The sequence below is a fragment of the Streptomyces sp. RG80 genome, assembly GCF_040446465.1.
Classification (GTDB): Bacteria; Actinomycetota; Actinomycetes; order Streptomycetales; family Streptomycetaceae; genus Streptomyces.
The window spans coordinates 808,099-823,188 of sequence record NZ_JBEAAJ010000002.1 but is presented as its reverse complement, the minus strand read 5'-3'; the positions used below and the strand labels follow the sequence as shown (position 1 = coordinate 823,188).

Sequence of the window (15,090 nt, the reverse complement as noted above, 5' to 3'; positions counted from 1 at the left end):
CCCGTCACCCGTCACCCGTCGACCGACGGCTGCCACCCCAGCGCCCTGGATATCCCCCGCGCCGCCACCTGCACCGCAGGAATCAGCACCGGTACCTGTGCGTCGACCTGAGGCACCACGATCGATACGGCGGCCGTCACCGTCCCGCCCGGGCCGCGTACGGGGGCGGCGACCGAGAGCGCGTCGTCGGTGACCTGACGGTCGCTGACCGCCATCCCCGTACGCCGTACGTCGGCGAGGATCCGGCGCAGGCGGGCCGGGTCGGTGATGGTGTACGGGGTGAAGGCGGCCAACGGGCCCGCGCAGTAGCGTTCCTGGAACTCCGGGGTCTCGTGGGCGAGCAGGGCGAGGCCGACGCCGGTGGCGTGCAGGGGCCAGCGGGCGCCGACCCGGATGTGCACGCCGACCGACGAACGCCCCGAGAGCCACTCGATGTAGACGACCTCGGCGCCGTCCCGCACGGCCAACTGCACGTTTTCGTGCGTGGCTTCGTACAGGTCCTCCAGGTAGGGCAGGGCGATCTGGCGCAGTGCGAGCCCGCGCGGGGCGAGGGCTGCGACCTCCCAGAGCCGTAGCCCGACGTGGTAGACCCCCGACTCGTCCCGCTCCAGAGCGCCCCAGTCGGTGAGGGCGCCCACGAGCCGGTGCGCGGTGGTGAGGGTCAGCCCGGCCCGTCGGCTGATGTCCGTAAGGCTCAGCGCCGGGTGCTCGTGGTCGAAAGCCGCGAGCACGGACAGCAGCCGGTCGGGCGCGGAGCGGACGGTCATGACCGGGCGTCTCCCGGATGCGCGAGGTCGTACGGGCGGGGGTAGGCGGCGGGCCGGTAGCTCACATAGCGGGGAGCCGTCGTCGAATCCGCCTGTGTAGCACGGGAGTTGAGGGCGTCGGGTGAGGCGTCCCAGCGGCCCGTGTCCAGGCGGTGTTCCAGGGTGTGCAGGGCGCCGATCATCTCACCCGTGGTGAAGGTGCAGTGCCCGGGGCCCTCGACGTAGGCCTGGGTGAGGAGTCGGCCGGAGCCCGCCGCCGTGGCGGCCCGTCGGTAGGCGCTCTCGGCCTGGACGGGGATCAACGCGTCGCCGGTGGTGTGGATGTCGAGCTGGGGGTCGGTGAGGCGGCCCGAGAGCGCGCTGGTCCCGCGCATCCATCGTACGGCCGCGGGGTCCGCGGTGATCCGGGGGGCGCGGTTGAGGGACGTGAGGTCGCCGCGCAGGGACAGTCCCGCCTCCTTGTAGAGCGCCGTCACCTCTTTGTACAGCGGGGACCGGGCGAGCATCGACGGGTAGTCGACGCCCGTGTTCCAGGACATGTTGCCGCCGGCCCGGCTCTCGGCCTCCTGACGCCAGCTGAAGGCGGGGAACTGGAGGAGTCCCCTGACCGCCGCGTACTGGTTGGCCTGCCGCGCGGCCCAGTCGGTCGGGGCGGGCTCGGTCTGAGAGGGGTCGTTGTGGCCGGGGATGTTGTGCAGGGCGGCGGCCAGCGCGATACGGGCGCGGCCCTCGGGGGTCTGCTGGGCGTCGGCGACCTCGGCGGAGAGTGCGTTCGCGGCGCCGACGGCGGCCGACTGGTCGGCGAAACCGGTGAGTTGGATGTCCGCGCCCGGCGCGAGCAGCGTCTTCAGCGCGAACACCGGGTCCAGCGTGCTGTTCCAGTTCGCGACGCCGCCCTGCACCAGACCGCACATCGACAGCGAGCCGTCGAACCGGTCGGCGTGCCGTTCGGCCAGCGTCGTCGTGACGAAACCGCCGTAGGACGTGCCCCAGGCGATCGTCTGCTCGGCCGCGCCGAACTTGTCCGTGAACAGGTCCAGCGTGGCCAGTTGGTCCGGCACGGCGTCGGTGATCGCCCAGCCGTTCGTCGCGTACGAGGAGCCGATGAGCGCGTACCCCTCGCCGAGGAGCTTGGTCAGGGTGGCCGGACTCGGCGCGTTCTGCGCGGCGATGGGAGCCGCGGTGGGCCGGTAGCCGTGGCTGTAGAGCAGCACGGTGCCGTTCCAGTCGGCGGGGACGTCCATCAAGTACGCGGCGCCCGAGGGGAGTTGACCTTCGAGGTGGGTGTCCGTGGTGCTGTCGGCCTGTGCGGGCAGGGAGGTGGCGGCGCACAGGGTCGCGGTCAGCAAGGCGAGCGCGGTGGGGGTTCTCAACACGGGGTCCCTTCCGAGGCGGGGGGCGTGGTGCGGGACGCGAGTGAAGTTAGGCAGTGCACTTCCCGCCGTCAATCACTTGCACAACATCAGTTGAGACCGTCCTCCGCGATCCGCAGCAGCAATCCGTGCAGCGCCTCGCGCTCGGCGGCGTCCAGTGGGTCCAGGAGTTCGTTCGTCACGCGCAGGCCCGCCTCGTCGGTGCCGCGCAGGAAGGCCCGGCCGTCCTCGGTCAGGACGACGATCCGGCTGCGCCGGTCGTCGGGGGAGGGGCGGCGCTCGGCGAAGCCCAGCTTCTCCAGGTCGTCGACCAGGCCGACGATCGCGCTCGGGTCGTAGCCGAGCCGATTGCTCAGCTCGCGCTGGAGCGCGCCCTCGGAACCGGCGAGGAAACGCAGCACCGCGTAGTGCCGCAGCCGCAGCCCCGACTCCTGGAGGAACGTGTTGAACAACTGACCCGAGCGCAGTCCCAGGCGGTACAGCAGATACCCCGTGTCGGCGTGCAGCGCGCGCATCCACGGCTCGTCCGCGTCGATCGGGTTCGGGTTCGTGACGTGCTGGCGTGTGATGGCGGGCTCCCCGGGTCGGTCGGTCATGCAGATTCCAGCATGACTCACCCGTTGGACGTGAACAACTATTGACGTCAACAATTATTGCTCTTAGCTTCGATCTCGGCAGCGGAGCCGTACAGCGGCTGCCGTGCCACCCGCACGGCCCGCACCATCCGCTCCGCCCGTAGCACCCCGCATCAGCTCGTGAAGGGACTTCCCCCGTGCCCAGCATCGATCTCTCCGGCAAGGTCGCCGTCGTCACCGGCAGCGGCCGGGGCCTCGGCCTCGCCTATGCGCACGCCCTCGCCGCCCACGGCGCGTCCGTGGTCGTCAACGACGTCGACGAGGCGGTGGCCGAGGCGGCCGTGAAGTCCATCACCGAGGCCGGCGGCACCGCCGTCGCCGAGGTCGTCCCCGTCGGCACCACCGAGGCCGCCGAGCGGCTGGTCAACCGCGCGGTCGAGGAGTTCGGGCGGATCGACGTCCTGGTCACCAACGCGGGCATCCTGCGCGACAAGGTGCTGTGGAAGATGACCGACGACGACTTCGACGCGGTGATCACCACCCACCTCAAGGGCACCTTCACCTGCGCCCGCGCCGCCGCCGTGCGGATGCGCGAACAGGGCGAGGGCGGCTCGCTGATCCTCGTCGGCTCCCCGGCCGGGCAGCGCGGCAACTTCGGCCAGACCAACTACGCCGCCGCCAAGGCCGGCATCGCCGCCTTCGCCCGCACCTGGTCGATGGAGCTGGGCCGGGCCGGCATCACCGTCAACGCGATCGTGCCGGTCGCCGCGACCGCGATGACCGAGACGATCCCCGCCTTCGCCCCGTACATCGAGGCCATGCGGAGCGGCGAGCCGCTCCCCGACTTCCTCCGCAAGGGCGAGGGCTTCGGCACCCCCGAGGACTGCGCGGCCCTGGTCCCCTTCCTCGCCTCCGAGGCCGCCCGTTCCATCACCGGCCAGGCCATCGGCATCGGCGGCGACAAGGTGGCACTCTGGTCCCATCCGCAGGAGATCAGGACGGCCTACGCCGACGGCGGCTGGACCCCGGACACCCTGGCCGACGCCTTCCCGACGTCGGTCGGCGCCGAACTCCAGTCCGTCGGCATCCCGGCGCCGAAGCTTCCGGAGGCGTGATGACCCCCGCTGAGAAGGGTCCCTCGATGAACGTCGACGACCTGGTCGCCATCGACGTCCACACCCACGCGGAGGTCTCCTCCAAGGGCCACTCCTCCCTCGACGACGACCTGCACGACGCCTCCTCCGCCTACTTCAAGGTCGAGGGCAAGCGGAAGCCGACGATCGAGGAGACGGCCGCCTACTACCGCGAGCGGAAGATGGCCGCCGTGATCTTCACGGTGGACGCCGAGTCCGCGACCGGTACGGCGCCCGTCCCCAACGAGGAGGTGGCGGAAGCCGCCGCCGCGAACTCCGATGTCCTCATCCCCTTCGCCTCCATCGACCCCTTCCGCGGCAAGGCCGGGGTCAAGCAGGCCCGTCGGCTGGTCGAGGAGTACGGGGTGAAGGGCTTCAAGTTCCACCCCAGCATCCAGGGCTTCTTCCCCAACGACCGCTCGGTGGCGTACGACCTCTTCGAGGTGATCGAGGAGACGGGCACCATCGCCCTCTTCCACACCGGCCAGACGGGCATCGGGGCCGGGGTCCCGGGAGGTGGCGGCATCCGCCTGAAGTACTCCAATCCGCTCCACGTGGACGACGTCGCGGCCGACTTCCCGCACCTGAAGATCATCCTGGCGCATCCGTCCTTCCCCTGGCAGGACGAGGCCCTGGCCGTCGCCACACACAAGCCGGGCGTGCACATCGACCTGTCCGGATGGTCGCCGAAGTACTTCCCGCCGCAGCTCGTGCAGTACGCGAACACCCTGCTCAAGGACAAGGTGCTCTTCGGCTCCGACTTCCCCGTCCTCACCCCCGACCGCTGGCTCGCCGACTTCGAGAAGCTGTCGATCAAGGACGAGGTCAAGCCGAGGATCCTCAAGGAGAACGCCGCCCGTCTGCTCGGGCTGACCAAGCCGTAAGGGGTCTCGTAGATGCGCAACGAGGGACTGGGGTCGTGGCCCGCACGCCGGGCCCGCAAGACCCCGCACCGCACGGCACTGGTCCACGGCGAACAGTCGACCGACTACCGTACATTGCATACACGCATCACGCGCCTGGCCCACAGCCTGCGCGCGCGGGGCGTCCGCCGCGGCGACCGGATCGCTTACCTCGGCCCGAACCACCCCTCCTACCTGGAGACCCTGTTCGCGGCCGGCACCCTCGGCGCGGTCTTCGTCCCGCTCAACACCCGCCTCGCGGGCCCCGAGATCGCCTACCAGCTCGCCGACTCCGGCGCCAAGGCGCTCGTCTACGGCCCCTCGCACGCGGGCCTCGTCGCCGGACTGCCCGGCAGCACCGACGTACGGACCTACGTCGAGGTCGGCGCCGAGTACGAGGCGGCGCTGGCGGCGGCCTCCGCCGAGGCGATCGACGAACCGGTCACGCCCGACGACACCTGCATCATCATGTACACCTCGGGGACGACCGGCCGCCCCAAGGGCGCCATGCTCACCCACGGCAACCTGACCTGGAACGCGATCAACGTCCTCGTCGACACCGACCTGATCGCCGACGAACGCGCCCTGGTCTCCGCCCCGTTGTTCCACACGGCAGGGCTGAACATGCTGACGCTGCCCGTGCTCCTCAAGGGCGGCACCTGCGTCCTGGTCGAGGCCTTCGACCCGGCGGCCACCTTCGACCTGATCGAACGGCACCGGATCACCTTCATGTTCGGGGTGCCGACGATGTTCGAGCAACTGGCCCGGCATCCCCGCTGGGCCGGCGCCGACCTGTCGTCGCTGCGCATCCTCACCTGCGGCGGCTCCCCGGTGTCGACCCCGCTGATCGCCGCGTACCAGGAGCGCGACCTCACCTTCCTCCAGGGCTACGGCATGACGGAGGCGAGCCCCGGCACGCTGTTCCTGGACGCGGAACACGCGGTGACGAAGGCGGGTTCGGCGGGCGTACCGCACTTCTTCAGCGACGTACGGGTCGTCCGGCCCGACCTCACGCCCGCCGACGTCGGCGAGACCGGCGAGGTCCACGTGCGCGGACCGCATGTCATGCCCGGCTACTGGGGGCTGCCCGAGGAGAGCGCCGCCTCCTTCGCGGACGGTTGGTTCCGCAGCGGGGACGCCGCCCGGATCGACGACGACGGTTACGTGTACATCGTCGACCGTATAAAGGACATGATCATCTCGGGTGGCGAGAACGTCTACCCGGCCGAGATCGAGGACCTCCTCCTCGCCCACCCCGACATCGTCGAGTGCGCAGTCATCGGCGTACCGGACGACAAGTGGGGCGAGGTGCCGCGGGCGGTCGTCGTGCCCCGCGAGGGCGCCGCGCTCGACGCCGACGAGGTACTGGCCTCGCTGTCCGGCCGGCTCGCCAAGTACAAGATCCCCAAGTCGGTGGTGATAGCGGACGAGTTGCCGCGCACCGCCTCCGGCAAGCTCCTCAAGTCCCGTGTCCGTACCCGGTACGGCAACAGTTAAGGAACCCCATGAGCATCACCGTCAACGGCCTCGACGAACTGAAGAAGCTGGCCGGCAGCGACCTGGGTACCAGCGAGTGGATCGAGGTCACCCAGGAGCGCGTCAACACCTTCGCGGATGCCACCGGTGACCACCAGTGGATCCACGTGGACCCCGAGAAGGCGGCCGCGGGCCCCTTCGGCGCCCCGATCGCGCACGGCTATCTGACGCTCTCCCTCTTCATACCCCTGTTCACCGAGCTGCTCGACGTCCAGGGGGTGGCCACGAAGGTCAACTACGGCCTGAACAAGGTGCGTTTCCCCTCGCCGGTGAAGGTCGGCTCGCGCATCCGCCTGGTCGGGAAGCTGGCCGAGGTCGAGGACGTGCCCGGCGGCGTGCAGATCACCGTGGACGGCACGATCGAGATCGAGGGCGCGCCCAAGCCGGCGGCCGTGCTCCAGAGCCTGTCCCGCTTCTACGCCTGACCACGCTCAACTCGCCTGTGCCGCGGTGGCGTTGGCCGTCTCCTGCGGGTGCGTCCGGCCGAGCCAGACCACGATGGCCTCCGACTGCCGCCGGACCTGGAGCTTGTTGTAGATCCGGCTCAGATAGTTGCGGGTGGTCTTCTCGGTCGTCCCGAGACCGAGGGCGACCTCGCGTGTCGTCAGGCCCTGGACCAGCATGTCCATGGCCTGACGTTCGCGGGGCGACAGCAGCTTCGCGTAGCGGTCGGGCGGACCGTCGGCCCGGTGGCTGCGCACACGCTGGACCAGGAAGGCGGCCGCCTCGAAGGTGAAGCAGTGCTCCCCGCGCGCCGTGCGGCGCAGCGCGTCGGTCAGACAGGCCTGCTCCGCGTGGGCGCCCCACACGCTGCCCGGCACCGGCCCCTCCTGGAGGTAGCTGACCGCCCCGGCGTAGACAGCCTCCAGTACGTCGTCCGCGTCCAGCCGGGTGGCCAGGGCCAGGATCGGCGGAGCGGCGGGACCCAGCAGGGTCGTCGTGCGGCGGACGAGAGGGCTCAGGACATCGCCGTAGAGCAGGACCACGCCGTCGTCCGGGCGGATTCCGGTCAGGCGGTCGACGCGGCGCACCTCGGGCAGCCTGATCGGCGGAATCGGCCCGTCCACGGTGCTGAACACGGTGACGTGCGGGTCTTCGGGCATGATCAACCTTTCGGTTCGGTCGTTTCCCGGTCGGTCCCATAGATCAAATTACCCCGAATGGGGTAAAGAGCGCCAAAAGTGGTCATTTTGTTCGAGTGTTTCGGCTGAGGGGTCTCCGACGATCACGCCCGTGAACCGCTCGGGTGCGAGGACAGTGGATACGGCGGCCAGGACCGCGGCCTCGTCGGTGTGCGACAGGGCGGCGACGAACCCGTGCAGCGCCTCCGGCACCGAGCCGTGCTCCAGGGCGCCCGCCAGATGGTCGGCGAGTCCGGCCTGGGACGCCGCCGTCCTGAGGACCGTACCGACGACGAACGCGCGCGCGGAGTCGATCTCCTCCCGGGTCGGCGGCTCGTCCCGGAGCCGGCGCAGCTCGGCACGCAGGGCCCGGACGGCGGCCTCGGTGGTGCCGGTCGCAGTGTCGGCCTGCACGAGGACGACCCGGTCACCGGCGTGCTCCGCCAGCGTCGCCTGCACCTGGTACGCCAGCCCCGACCTGTCCCTGAGAGCGGCCGCAAGCCGCGCGGAGAAGGAACCCCCGAGAACGCAGCAGGCCAGGGCGACAGCCGGGAACCGCGGATCGGCGGGTCCGGGGACGGGCGCGGCGAGCAGGATCTGTGACTGCTCGGCACCCGGGCGGGGCACGAAGCGGAGGCCGGGGCGGGGGTGCCCTCGCGTGGACACGGTCGGGTGCGTGGGCGTGGGCCGGGTGTCCGTCGAGGGCCAGGTGGACCATGTCGCGGCGACCTCCCGCAGGGCCCGTTCCGGGTTCAGGGCGCCCACCAGGAGCAGCAGGGCCCGGTCGGGGGCGAGTGCTGTCGTGTGGAGTCGGGTGACGGCGTCGACGGTGACCGCGACGAAGGCGTGCTCGTCGGGCAGGAGCGAGCGGTAGCCGTCCCCGTGCAGATGCGCGCGCAGCTGCTCCAGGGCCAGCGCGGTCGGGTTCGCGCGCAGCAGCCCGGCACGGGAGGCGAGGGCGCGGGCGGTGACCCGGCATGTCTCCTCGGCGTACCGGGGCGCTGTCAGTGCCGCTGGCAGGGCGTCCATCGCCGCGGCCCGCGCGCCGCTCGACACGGTTCCGGCCACGGTGATCGCCCGCCCGTCGGCCTCCGCGGAGAAGCTCGTCTCCGCCCCGCCCACAAGCGGCCCCGGCAGCAGCGTGGTGGCCAGCACCTGAGCGGTCGCCGGATCCGTCCGCCCCGGGTCCAGGGGCAGCCGCAGCCGGATCTCGGTCAGGGGTACGGAGGGAGCCTGTACGGCGACGACGCGGAGGCCGTTGGCGAGTTCGGCTTCTACGTGGGGGAGTGGGGGGAAGGCCCAGTCGTCGTGGGGTGTCATGAGGCTCCTCCCGGTGCTCCCGGTGCTCCCGGTGAGCTTGGCGCTCCCGGTGTGAGGGCGAGCACCGCGCGGGGTTCCGTGTGCAGGCGTTTCGCCGCCCTGGCGACTCCGTCGGCCGTGGTCGCGGCGAGCAGGTGGGGCAGGTCGTCCACGAGTTCCGCGTGGCCGTGCAGGGTCTCGAAGGCGCCGGCGAGGCGGACGCGGGTGGTGAAGGAGTCGTGGCGGCGCCAGGTCTCGATGCCGGCGCGGGTTGTGGCGTGGTGGAGTTCGGCGGGGGATGGGCCCTCGTCGGCCAGGGCGGTGAGGTGGTCGGCCACGGTGTTCAGCACCTCGTCGGGATGCGTTCGCTCCCCGTGGGTCACCGACAGCACGAACGTGTCCGGTGCGTGCGCCAGCAGAGGCCCGAAGAAGCCGCAGCGGGCCTGGGCGGAGACCGCGTGGCCCGGGGCGACCAGGGCGGCGCGCAGGCGGGCGGTGAGGATGCGGGAGAGGAGGACGTGATCGGCGTAGGGCGTCAAGTCGGCCGAGGCGTCCGGGAGTTGGTGGCCCACGTGCAGGGAGGGCGACCACGCCCCCGGCACGGTGTGGTGTTCCCTACGGTCGACCGTCGTCTCCGAGGTCAGGTCTCGCGCAGTCGGCCCGGGTCGGCCGGGGATGCCGTCGAAGTGACGGTGGATCAACTCCGCGGCACGCGCCGGGTCGAAGCGGCCGGTGACGGTCAGCACCGCGTCGCCGGGGGCGTAGTGGCGGTCGAAGAACGCCTCGCACTCGGCGAGGGTCACTCGCTCCAGCTCGGCGAACTCCCCGTATCCGTTGTGGGAGTTGGTAAAGCCGCTGTAGAGCACGCCGGGCAGTCGGGTCCAGACGGGCCCGCCGGTCGCGGTGTCCGTGACGTTCAGCCGGATCTCCGCCTTCACCACGTCGACCTGTGTGCGCAGGGCCTCGGAGGTCAGCCGCGGGCCCCGCATCCGGTCGGCCTCCAGGAACAGGAACCGCTCCAGCGCGGACGGCGGCCCGCCCTGGTAGTACTCGGTGTGGTCCTGGAGCGTCGCCGCGTTGGCGTGCCCGCCCGCCGCGTTCACCAGCCGGTGGTGCTCGCCCGGCCCGACCCGCGCACTGCCCTGGAACATCAGGTGCTCGAAGAGATGGGCGAGGCCGGACCGGCCCACCGGATCGGAGCGGAAACCCGCGTGATAGTGGACCGCGACCTCGACGACGAGGGCCGCCGGCCGCGGATCCAGCACCACCCGCAGGCCGTTGCCCAGGGTCAGGCGGCGCACTACCCGTCCTCCCCGGCGAACACCGGGTCGTCGTCACGGGCGTACACCGAGACATGGCGCGCGCTGCGCGCGGTGTACGGCTGCTTCGCCCAGTCCTCCCAGCGGCTCACAGGCCTGAGTCCCGACAGCCGGGCCAGCAGGTCGAGTTCGGCGGGGAAGGCGTACCGGATGATGTGTTGGGTCGTCTGCGGGGCACCGCCGTCGACGACGGTGTGGGTGGCGAGCAGGAGCTGGAGCGAGCGCTCCACCGTCACCGTGTTCAGCATGAACGAGCCCGACTCCAGCTGCTTGAAGCTCACTTCCTGGCCCTGGAGGTTGTGGTAGAGCGCCGGGTCGAAGGCCTCCAGCAGGAACCGGCCGCCCGGGGCCAGCTGTTCGCGGACCAGCCTCAGTGCGGAGAGCTGCTGCTCCGGGGTGACGGCGAAGAAGAACGTGTTGATCATCACGAAGACCAGGTCGTACTCGCGCCCGGTGCCCGTCTCGGTGAAGTCGCCCAGAGAGGCCTCGACGGTCCCCTCCGGGTCCAGCTTCTTCAACTCGGCCAGCATCGCCTCGGACGCGTCGACGCCGTGCACCCGGAAGCCGCGCTCGGCGAGCGGCCGGGCGAGCCGGCCCGTGCCGACGCCGAGTTCGAGGATCCGGCCGCCTTCGGGGGTGAGTTCGGCGAGCAGGTCGACGGCGGGGCCGGTGTCGAGCTCCACCGGGTACATGTGGTCGTAGACGCCTGCGAGCTTCTCGCTGTAGTGGTTGTGGCTGGTGGGCGTGGTCATGAGGTGACTCCTGTACGGGGGTGGGGGATGACGTGGACGGGAAGGTCCGGCAGCGCTGCCGCGCCGTCGGAGTCGAGGAGGTCGGCGACCAGATCGGCGTAGACGGGCAGCTGGTCGTGCCAGCCGACGTATGCGGCGAAGTCGTGGGCGTGGGTGAGGATCCGCAGCGTTGCGACGCGGCCGACGGCCGTGAGGGACAAGCGACTTGGGCCGTAGCCGGTCAGGAACCGGCGGCCGGATTCGAGCAGCCGGTCGGCGGCGTCGGGGGCCGGCGACCCCTGCGGCAGCAGCCGGAACTCCGCCAGTTCGCCGAGCAGCCAGCCGACGTCGTACTCGGCGGGGCCACGGGCCAGGTCCTCTCCGATCAGCAGGGTGCCGGTCACGCCGAGGCGGGCCGCGCCGGTCGGTGGCCCGGTGTCCGGGTCGGGGGCGGGGTCGGGGATGAGCGCGCCGAGGCTCACGCCGCCGTGCAGGAACACGGCGTCGGGGTGGTCCGGACCCGTCTCGGCACACCAGGCCAGCACCCGCTCGCACCGCTCGGCGCCCAGCCGCTCCCGGACCGTCTCGAACAGCCGCGGAGCGTGCTGGGGCCCCTGCCCGCCGCGCAGCCAGACCGCCAGCCGACCGACTCCGGCCGGGCCACGAGCCGCCCCGTCCGTGTCGGGCACGCCGGTGTGCAGGGTGTGCAGTGCGCGGCCCGTGGCGTGGAGCAGTCGGTCCATCGCCACCCGGGTCTCGTCGTCGGGGCCGGTCAGCAGGAGGGTGCCGAGGGGGTTGAGGCCGCTCACCGGGTAGCGGCGTGCCGGGCCGTCGGGGGTGCCGAGGGTGAGCCTGGCCGCGCCGGTCCGAAGGGCCTCGACGGCGGCCCGTACCTCCGGAGTCACCGGGGTGAACGGCTCCCGGCGCAGCGGTCCGGGGTGCCGGACCCACTCGTAGGACGCGCCGCGCCGGTGGATCCGGGTGCCGTGGAAGGCGGTGCCGTAGGCCATCAACAGGTCTGTCATGGCGTGGCCCCCGAAGAAGTGGGCTCGGTGTCCGAGGTGGCCGGCGTGGCCCCCAGCGGCTCGGCGGGCCTGGGCCGTGCCGGACGTACGGTCGGTCCGGGCGGTGTGCAGGGTGTCTCGTCGTCGGTCATGGCGTCGCCTTTTGTGGGGTGCGCGGCGGGTGGACCGCCGCCGCGGGGGCCGGGGTGCCGTCGGCCAGGGTCGTGCGCAACTCCTCTGCCGCCGCGATGAGTTGTGGCAGCGGTGCCGCCGAAGCCGCGTCCCAGCGGCCCGTCGTACTGCTCAGGCCCGGCAGGGGCGGGACGACCGCGATGTTGGGCCGTTCGGCCAGCGCGGCGAGGTGGCGCCGGTAGGGGACCGAGTCGACCGCGCCCGGCGGCAGGGCCGGGGCGAGGACGACCGGCGCGGTGGTGCACTGGAGCGCGAGCAGCACCGGGGTGTCGGCGAGGCCCTGGGCGAGGCGGGCCAGGAAGTGCAGGCTCGCCGGGTGGACGATCACGGTGTCCGCCCACTCGGCCAGCTCCACATGGAGCGCGCGGTCGACGGGATCGTCGGGCCAGGCGTCCAGCAGCGTGTTGCCGCCCGACATCGGGCCGAGCGCCCCGCGGGTGACGAACCGCTCCGCGCTGCGGGTGACGGCCACCCGCAGCTCCAACTCGGGGTAGCCGAGGCGCAGTAGCGTCACCCAGTACGGTGCGTGCGCGACGCCGATCGAACCGGTGCCGACGTACAGCAGCCGCCGGGCGCCGAACGACGGCAGACCCGTGGGGGATGTGTCAGTCATGGTGTTCTGCCTTCTCCTGCTCGCGCAGGGTCCGCAGCCGATGGGTGTAGGTGCGGCGCGGTACGCCGATGAACATCGAGAACCTCGAGACCGACAGGCCGAGTTCGCGCCGGATCAGTTCGAGGCCCGGGAAGGGAAACGGCGGGCGTCATCGACCTTCCGCCAGGTCATCAGCTCGGCGTACGCCTCGCCCAGCGCGATCTTCAACCTGCGTACCTCGTTGGCGAGTTGACGTTCCCGCTCGTGCGGCTGCGGAGGGACGGCCGGGGCCTCACCGGACAGCTTGGCGGTGCCGCCCTCGATGAACTGGCGGCGCCAGTTCGCGATGGACTGGTCGGTCACACCGCAGCGCCTGGCGGCGTCCGCGACGGTGGTCTCACGCGACAGGACGGCGAGCACGACCTTGGCCTTGTCCTGCGGGGGGAGTACGGGTCTGCGCGGCACGGTCACTGTCCTTCCGGGGCCGTGAGGGTGAGGAGCGGCGAATCGGTGTTGCGGTAGGGCTCGGCCGGGTCGACCCCGGCGGCGAGCAGGGCCTCGGCGAGGCACGTGAGGCGTACGGCGTCCGGTTGCGCGCGGGCGGCGAACAGGCCCTCGGCCAGGGCCTTCGCTCGGTGCTGGCCGAAGCTGAGCCCCGCGTTCCCGGGCCGGGGGTCGGCCGGCTCCCAGGCGACGCTCAGGCCCGGCGACAGCTCACGGGCGAACGGCGAGGTCGTCGCGCCGAGCCCGGGCAGCGGATCCAGGGCCCCGACCAGGCCGCCGATCGCCTGCCGTGCCTCCGCGCCGAGGTAGACGACGAGCGCGTCCCGGCGCGGATACAGCGACGGGTTCGACAGGGCCTTCGCCTGGTACGGCACGCCGAGGCCCTCCAGGAACTCCAGCGCGATCCGCCACACGTCGGCCATGTGCGCGACCTCCGTGACATGCGCGTAGAAACGCAGCAGCGGTCCGGACACCGGGCGCCCCCGGGACCCGTCGACGAGGAAGAAGCCCTGTGAGAGAGCGGGCCGCGCGGCGGGCAGCCGTAGCGAGGCACGGCCCTCCGACACCTCTTCCACGGCATCACTGTCGCGGGCGACGGCCACGCGTATCCCGTCGAGGCGCACGATCAGGCGGTCCGTCTCGTCGGCGACCACCTCGACGGTGCGCGGGGTCCGCTCGTGCGGCACGACGGCGGCGAGCGCGGCCTCCGTGCAGGGGTGCCGCAGGCTTTTGGGACGCGGCCCACCGTCCGGCGGGAGACCGGCGTGGAGCTGTTCGTACAGGGCGTCGGCGAGGGCGCCCCGGCACTCCGTCGCCGAGTCGCCTTCGATCCGGTGACCGCCGAGCGCGGCGCTCAGTCCGTCCTCGGCGACCGTCACCTCGTACAGGAAAGGCCGCAGTCGCTCCGACAGCGTCAGGGTGGTGGTGGTCACGACGTCCTCCCGAGGCCCAGGGCCGCCGCGTATCTCTCCGGGGCGAGCAGGGCTGTGCGGCCGATGCCCATCGCGGCGCGGGCGCCCGCGCCGAGCCGGGACGACATGCCCGCGATCGCGAGTGCGCGGTCGATCAGCTGCCAGCCGGCGAACGCGGTGGCGCGGACGGCAAGTTCGGGGTCCACCGTGCGGCGGGCGGAGCGGTAGCCGTCCCAGAACGCCGTCAGGACGGGCCGGGCGCGGGCGAGATCGCGGGTGCCGCGTTCCACGAGGGCGTCGTGGGAGGGCTCATCGGCACACCCGGATTCACCGGGGCCGCCGGACAGGCCGCGCAGGATGTGGTGCAGACAGTCCCCGACGAATCCGCCGACGTCCCGGGCGGGGTCGGCGAGCCGGAACTCCTCGCCGTCGATCAGATACAGCAGGCCGTCGTGGTGCAGGAACTGGTCAAGGCGTACGTCGCAGTGGACCGGACATCCCTCGGCCGCTCCCTCCCGTTCCCGCAGGCGTTCGATCGCCGCGCACAGGGCGGAGTCGGCGTGGACGATCTGCCAGAAGGTGATCTCGGCGATCGTGAAGTGCAGGAAGGCCCGCAGTGGCACGGCCCGGTTGAGGGCGGGGTTGGGCAGCCAGGGCCGGGTGGTGTCCAGGCGGGTGTGCAGGGTGGCGGGGTCCGTCTCGTGCAGTAGGCCCACGGCCCGGCCCGCGCGGTGCGCGAGCTCCTCGTCGAAGCGCCCGTCGGCGAACAGGTCGGCCGCGGTCGGGGCCTCCCGGAGGAGGTCGGTGACCATCAGCCGCGCCTCCTCGTCGTGGCCGAGCAGACGCGGGCTCAGCAGCTCTGTGCGGCCCGAGCGCTCGACGGCGGCGTCGAAGCCGACCGAGCGGCGGATCTGGTCGCCGGCGAGCTCGCCGCGGACGCGCTTGACGAAGACCGCGGAGCCCGTGGACGTGATGCCGGCCCAGTTGTCGTTGCGCCCGCCGAATGCAGTCACCGCACCGTCGGACAGTTCGCCGAGATTCAGTTCTCCGAGGAGTCTGTTTATTTCCGGAGAATCTTCGAGCGAGGTCGGCGCGAAAGTCGTACGCACATCAATCTCCCTGCGCTTCGGA

General features: G+C 71.8%; 16 protein-coding genes. 4 read left to right on the top strand and 12 right to left on the bottom strand.

Annotated features, from left to right (window positions below):
• Positions 1-11: 11 nt before the first annotated feature.
• The 3 genes from ABKA17_RS09830 to ABKA17_RS09820 form a co-directional block, all read right to left on the bottom strand.
• A complete protein-coding gene (locus ABKA17_RS09830) occupies positions 12-767 on the bottom strand; it encodes an IclR family transcriptional regulator (protein ID WP_353691519.1) in 756 nt (251 codons plus the stop codon).
• Positions 764-2,143 carry an alpha/beta hydrolase family protein gene (locus ABKA17_RS09825; RefSeq protein WP_502994182.1) on the bottom strand — a complete coding sequence of 460 codons (1,380 nt, stop codon included), beginning with the start codon at positions 2,141-2,143 and terminating at the stop codon, positions 764-766. Before ABKA17_RS09825 ends, ABKA17_RS09830 begins: the two co-directional genes overlap by 4 nt.
• An 86-nt stretch (positions 2,144-2,229) precedes the next feature.
• Positions 2,230-2,655, bottom strand: coding sequence for a MarR family winged helix-turn-helix transcriptional regulator (locus ABKA17_RS09820; protein ID WP_353691629.1), 426 nt, complete (start codon positions 2,653-2,655; stop codon positions 2,230-2,232).
• Positions 2,656-2,912: 257 nt separating this feature from the next.
• Between ABKA17_RS09820 and ABKA17_RS09815 the strand changes: the two genes are divergently transcribed.
• From ABKA17_RS09815 to ABKA17_RS09800, 4 genes are read left to right on the top strand one after another with little or no spacing between them, the layout of a single operon-like run.
• The gene (locus ABKA17_RS09815; protein ID WP_353691517.1) at positions 2,913-3,830 is read left to right on the top strand and encodes an SDR family NAD(P)-dependent oxidoreductase; all 918 of its coding nucleotides are present in this window, start codon (positions 2,913-2,915) and stop codon (positions 3,828-3,830) included.
• Between the two features lie 26 nt (positions 3,831-3,856).
• Positions 3,857-4,732 (top strand): amidohydrolase family protein, encoded by an 876-nt coding sequence (locus ABKA17_RS09810; RefSeq protein WP_353691628.1) that lies wholly within the window; start codon positions 3,857-3,859, stop codon positions 4,730-4,732.
• Between the two features lie 12 nt (positions 4,733-4,744).
• Entirely contained in the window at positions 4,745-6,247 is a 1,503-nt protein-coding gene (locus ABKA17_RS09805; RefSeq protein WP_353691516.1) for an acyl-CoA synthetase, read from the top strand.
• 8 nt (positions 6,248-6,255) lie between these two features.
• Positions 6,256-6,711 carry a MaoC family dehydratase gene (locus ABKA17_RS09800; protein WP_353691515.1) on the top strand — a complete coding sequence of 152 codons (456 nt, stop codon included), beginning with the start codon at positions 6,256-6,258 and terminating at the stop codon, positions 6,709-6,711.
• Between the two features lie 6 nt (positions 6,712-6,717).
• Here the strand turns inward: ABKA17_RS09800 and ABKA17_RS09795 are convergent, their stop codons facing one another.
• The 9 genes from ABKA17_RS09795 to lxmK all read right to left on the bottom strand — a co-directional run bounded on the left by ABKA17_RS09795 (position 6,718) and on the right by lxmK (position 15,068).
• Positions 6,718-7,389 (bottom strand): response regulator transcription factor, encoded by a 672-nt coding sequence (locus tag ABKA17_RS09795; RefSeq protein WP_353691514.1) that lies wholly within the window; start codon positions 7,387-7,389, stop codon positions 6,718-6,720.
• 48 nt (positions 7,390-7,437) lie between these two features.
• Positions 7,438-8,727, bottom strand: coding sequence for a M16 family metallopeptidase (locus ABKA17_RS09790; RefSeq protein ID WP_353691513.1), 1,290 nt, complete (start codon positions 8,725-8,727; stop codon positions 7,438-7,440).
• Positions 8,724-10,007 carry a M16 family metallopeptidase gene (locus tag ABKA17_RS09785; protein ID WP_353691512.1) on the bottom strand — a complete coding sequence of 428 codons (1,284 nt, stop codon included), beginning with the start codon at positions 10,005-10,007 and terminating at the stop codon, positions 8,724-8,726. Before ABKA17_RS09785 ends, ABKA17_RS09790 begins: the two co-directional genes overlap by 4 nt.
• Complete coding sequence (locus tag ABKA17_RS09780) at positions 10,007-10,777, bottom strand: class I SAM-dependent methyltransferase (RefSeq protein ID WP_353691511.1); 771 nt, start codon at positions 10,775-10,777, stop codon at positions 10,007-10,009. The genes ABKA17_RS09785 and ABKA17_RS09780 overlap by 1 nt, the downstream gene beginning before the upstream one ends.
• Positions 10,774-11,781, bottom strand: a complete 1,008-nt coding sequence (locus ABKA17_RS09775; RefSeq protein ID WP_353691510.1) for an aminoglycoside phosphotransferase family protein — start codon at positions 11,779-11,781, stop codon at positions 10,774-10,776. The genes ABKA17_RS09780 and ABKA17_RS09775 overlap by 4 nt, the downstream gene beginning before the upstream one ends.
• A gap of 127 nt (positions 11,782-11,908) precedes the next feature.
• Positions 11,909-12,565, bottom strand: a complete 657-nt coding sequence (locus ABKA17_RS09770; RefSeq protein WP_353691509.1) for a flavoprotein — start codon at positions 12,563-12,565, stop codon at positions 11,909-11,911.
• A 114-nt stretch (positions 12,566-12,679) separates the two neighbouring features.
• Positions 12,680-13,009 (bottom strand): helix-turn-helix domain-containing protein, encoded by a 330-nt coding sequence (locus ABKA17_RS09765; protein WP_353691508.1) that lies wholly within the window; start codon positions 13,007-13,009, stop codon positions 12,680-12,682.
• Between the two features lie 2 nt (positions 13,010-13,011).
• On the bottom strand, positions 13,012-13,980 hold the full coding sequence (locus tag ABKA17_RS09760) for a T3SS effector HopA1 family protein (RefSeq protein ID WP_353691507.1): 969 nt from the start codon (positions 13,978-13,980) through the stop codon (positions 13,012-13,014).
• Positions 13,977-15,068, bottom strand: a complete 1,092-nt coding sequence (gene lxmK, locus ABKA17_RS09755) for a class V lanthionine synthetase subunit LxmK (protein WP_353691506.1) — start codon at positions 15,066-15,068, stop codon at positions 13,977-13,979. The genes ABKA17_RS09760 and lxmK overlap by 4 nt, the downstream gene beginning before the upstream one ends.
• Between the last annotated feature and the right edge of the window lie 22 nt (positions 15,069-15,090).

What these genes read in the sequence shown, in the direction of transcription:
- ABKA17_RS09830 (WP_353691519.1), bottom strand. Translation starts at nt 767, where the DNA reads ATGACCGTCCGCTCCGCGCCCGACCGGCTGCTGTCCGTGCTCGCGGCT.
- ABKA17_RS09820 (WP_353691629.1), bottom strand. Translation starts at nt 2,655, where the DNA reads ATGCGCGCGCTGCACGCCGACACGGGGTATCTGCTGTACCGCCTGGGA.
- ABKA17_RS09810 (WP_353691628.1), top strand. Translation starts at nt 3,857, where the DNA reads ATGAACGTCGACGACCTGGTCGCCATCGACGTCCACACCCACGCGGAG.
- ABKA17_RS09805 (WP_353691516.1), top strand. Translation starts at nt 4,745, where the DNA reads ATGCGCAACGAGGGACTGGGGTCGTGGCCCGCACGCCGGGCCCGCAAG.
- ABKA17_RS09800 (WP_353691515.1), top strand. Translation starts at nt 6,256, where the DNA reads ATGAGCATCACCGTCAACGGCCTCGACGAACTGAAGAAGCTGGCCGGC.
- ABKA17_RS09795 (WP_353691514.1), bottom strand. Translation starts at nt 7,389, where the DNA reads ATGCCCGAAGACCCGCACGTCACCGTGTTCAGCACCGTGGACGGGCCG.
- ABKA17_RS09790 (WP_353691513.1), bottom strand. Translation starts at nt 8,727, where the DNA reads ATGACACCCCACGACGACTGGGCCTTCCCCCCACTCCCCCACGTAGAA.
- ABKA17_RS09780 (WP_353691511.1), bottom strand. Translation starts at nt 10,777, where the DNA reads ATGACCACGCCCACCAGCCACAACCACTACAGCGAGAAGCTCGCAGGC.
- ABKA17_RS09775 (WP_353691510.1), bottom strand. Translation starts at nt 11,781, where the DNA reads ATGACAGACCTGTTGATGGCCTACGGCACCGCCTTCCACGGCACCCGG.
- ABKA17_RS09770 (WP_353691509.1), bottom strand. Translation starts at nt 12,565, where the DNA reads ATGACTGACACATCCCCCACGGGTCTGCCGTCGTTCGGCGCCCGGCGG.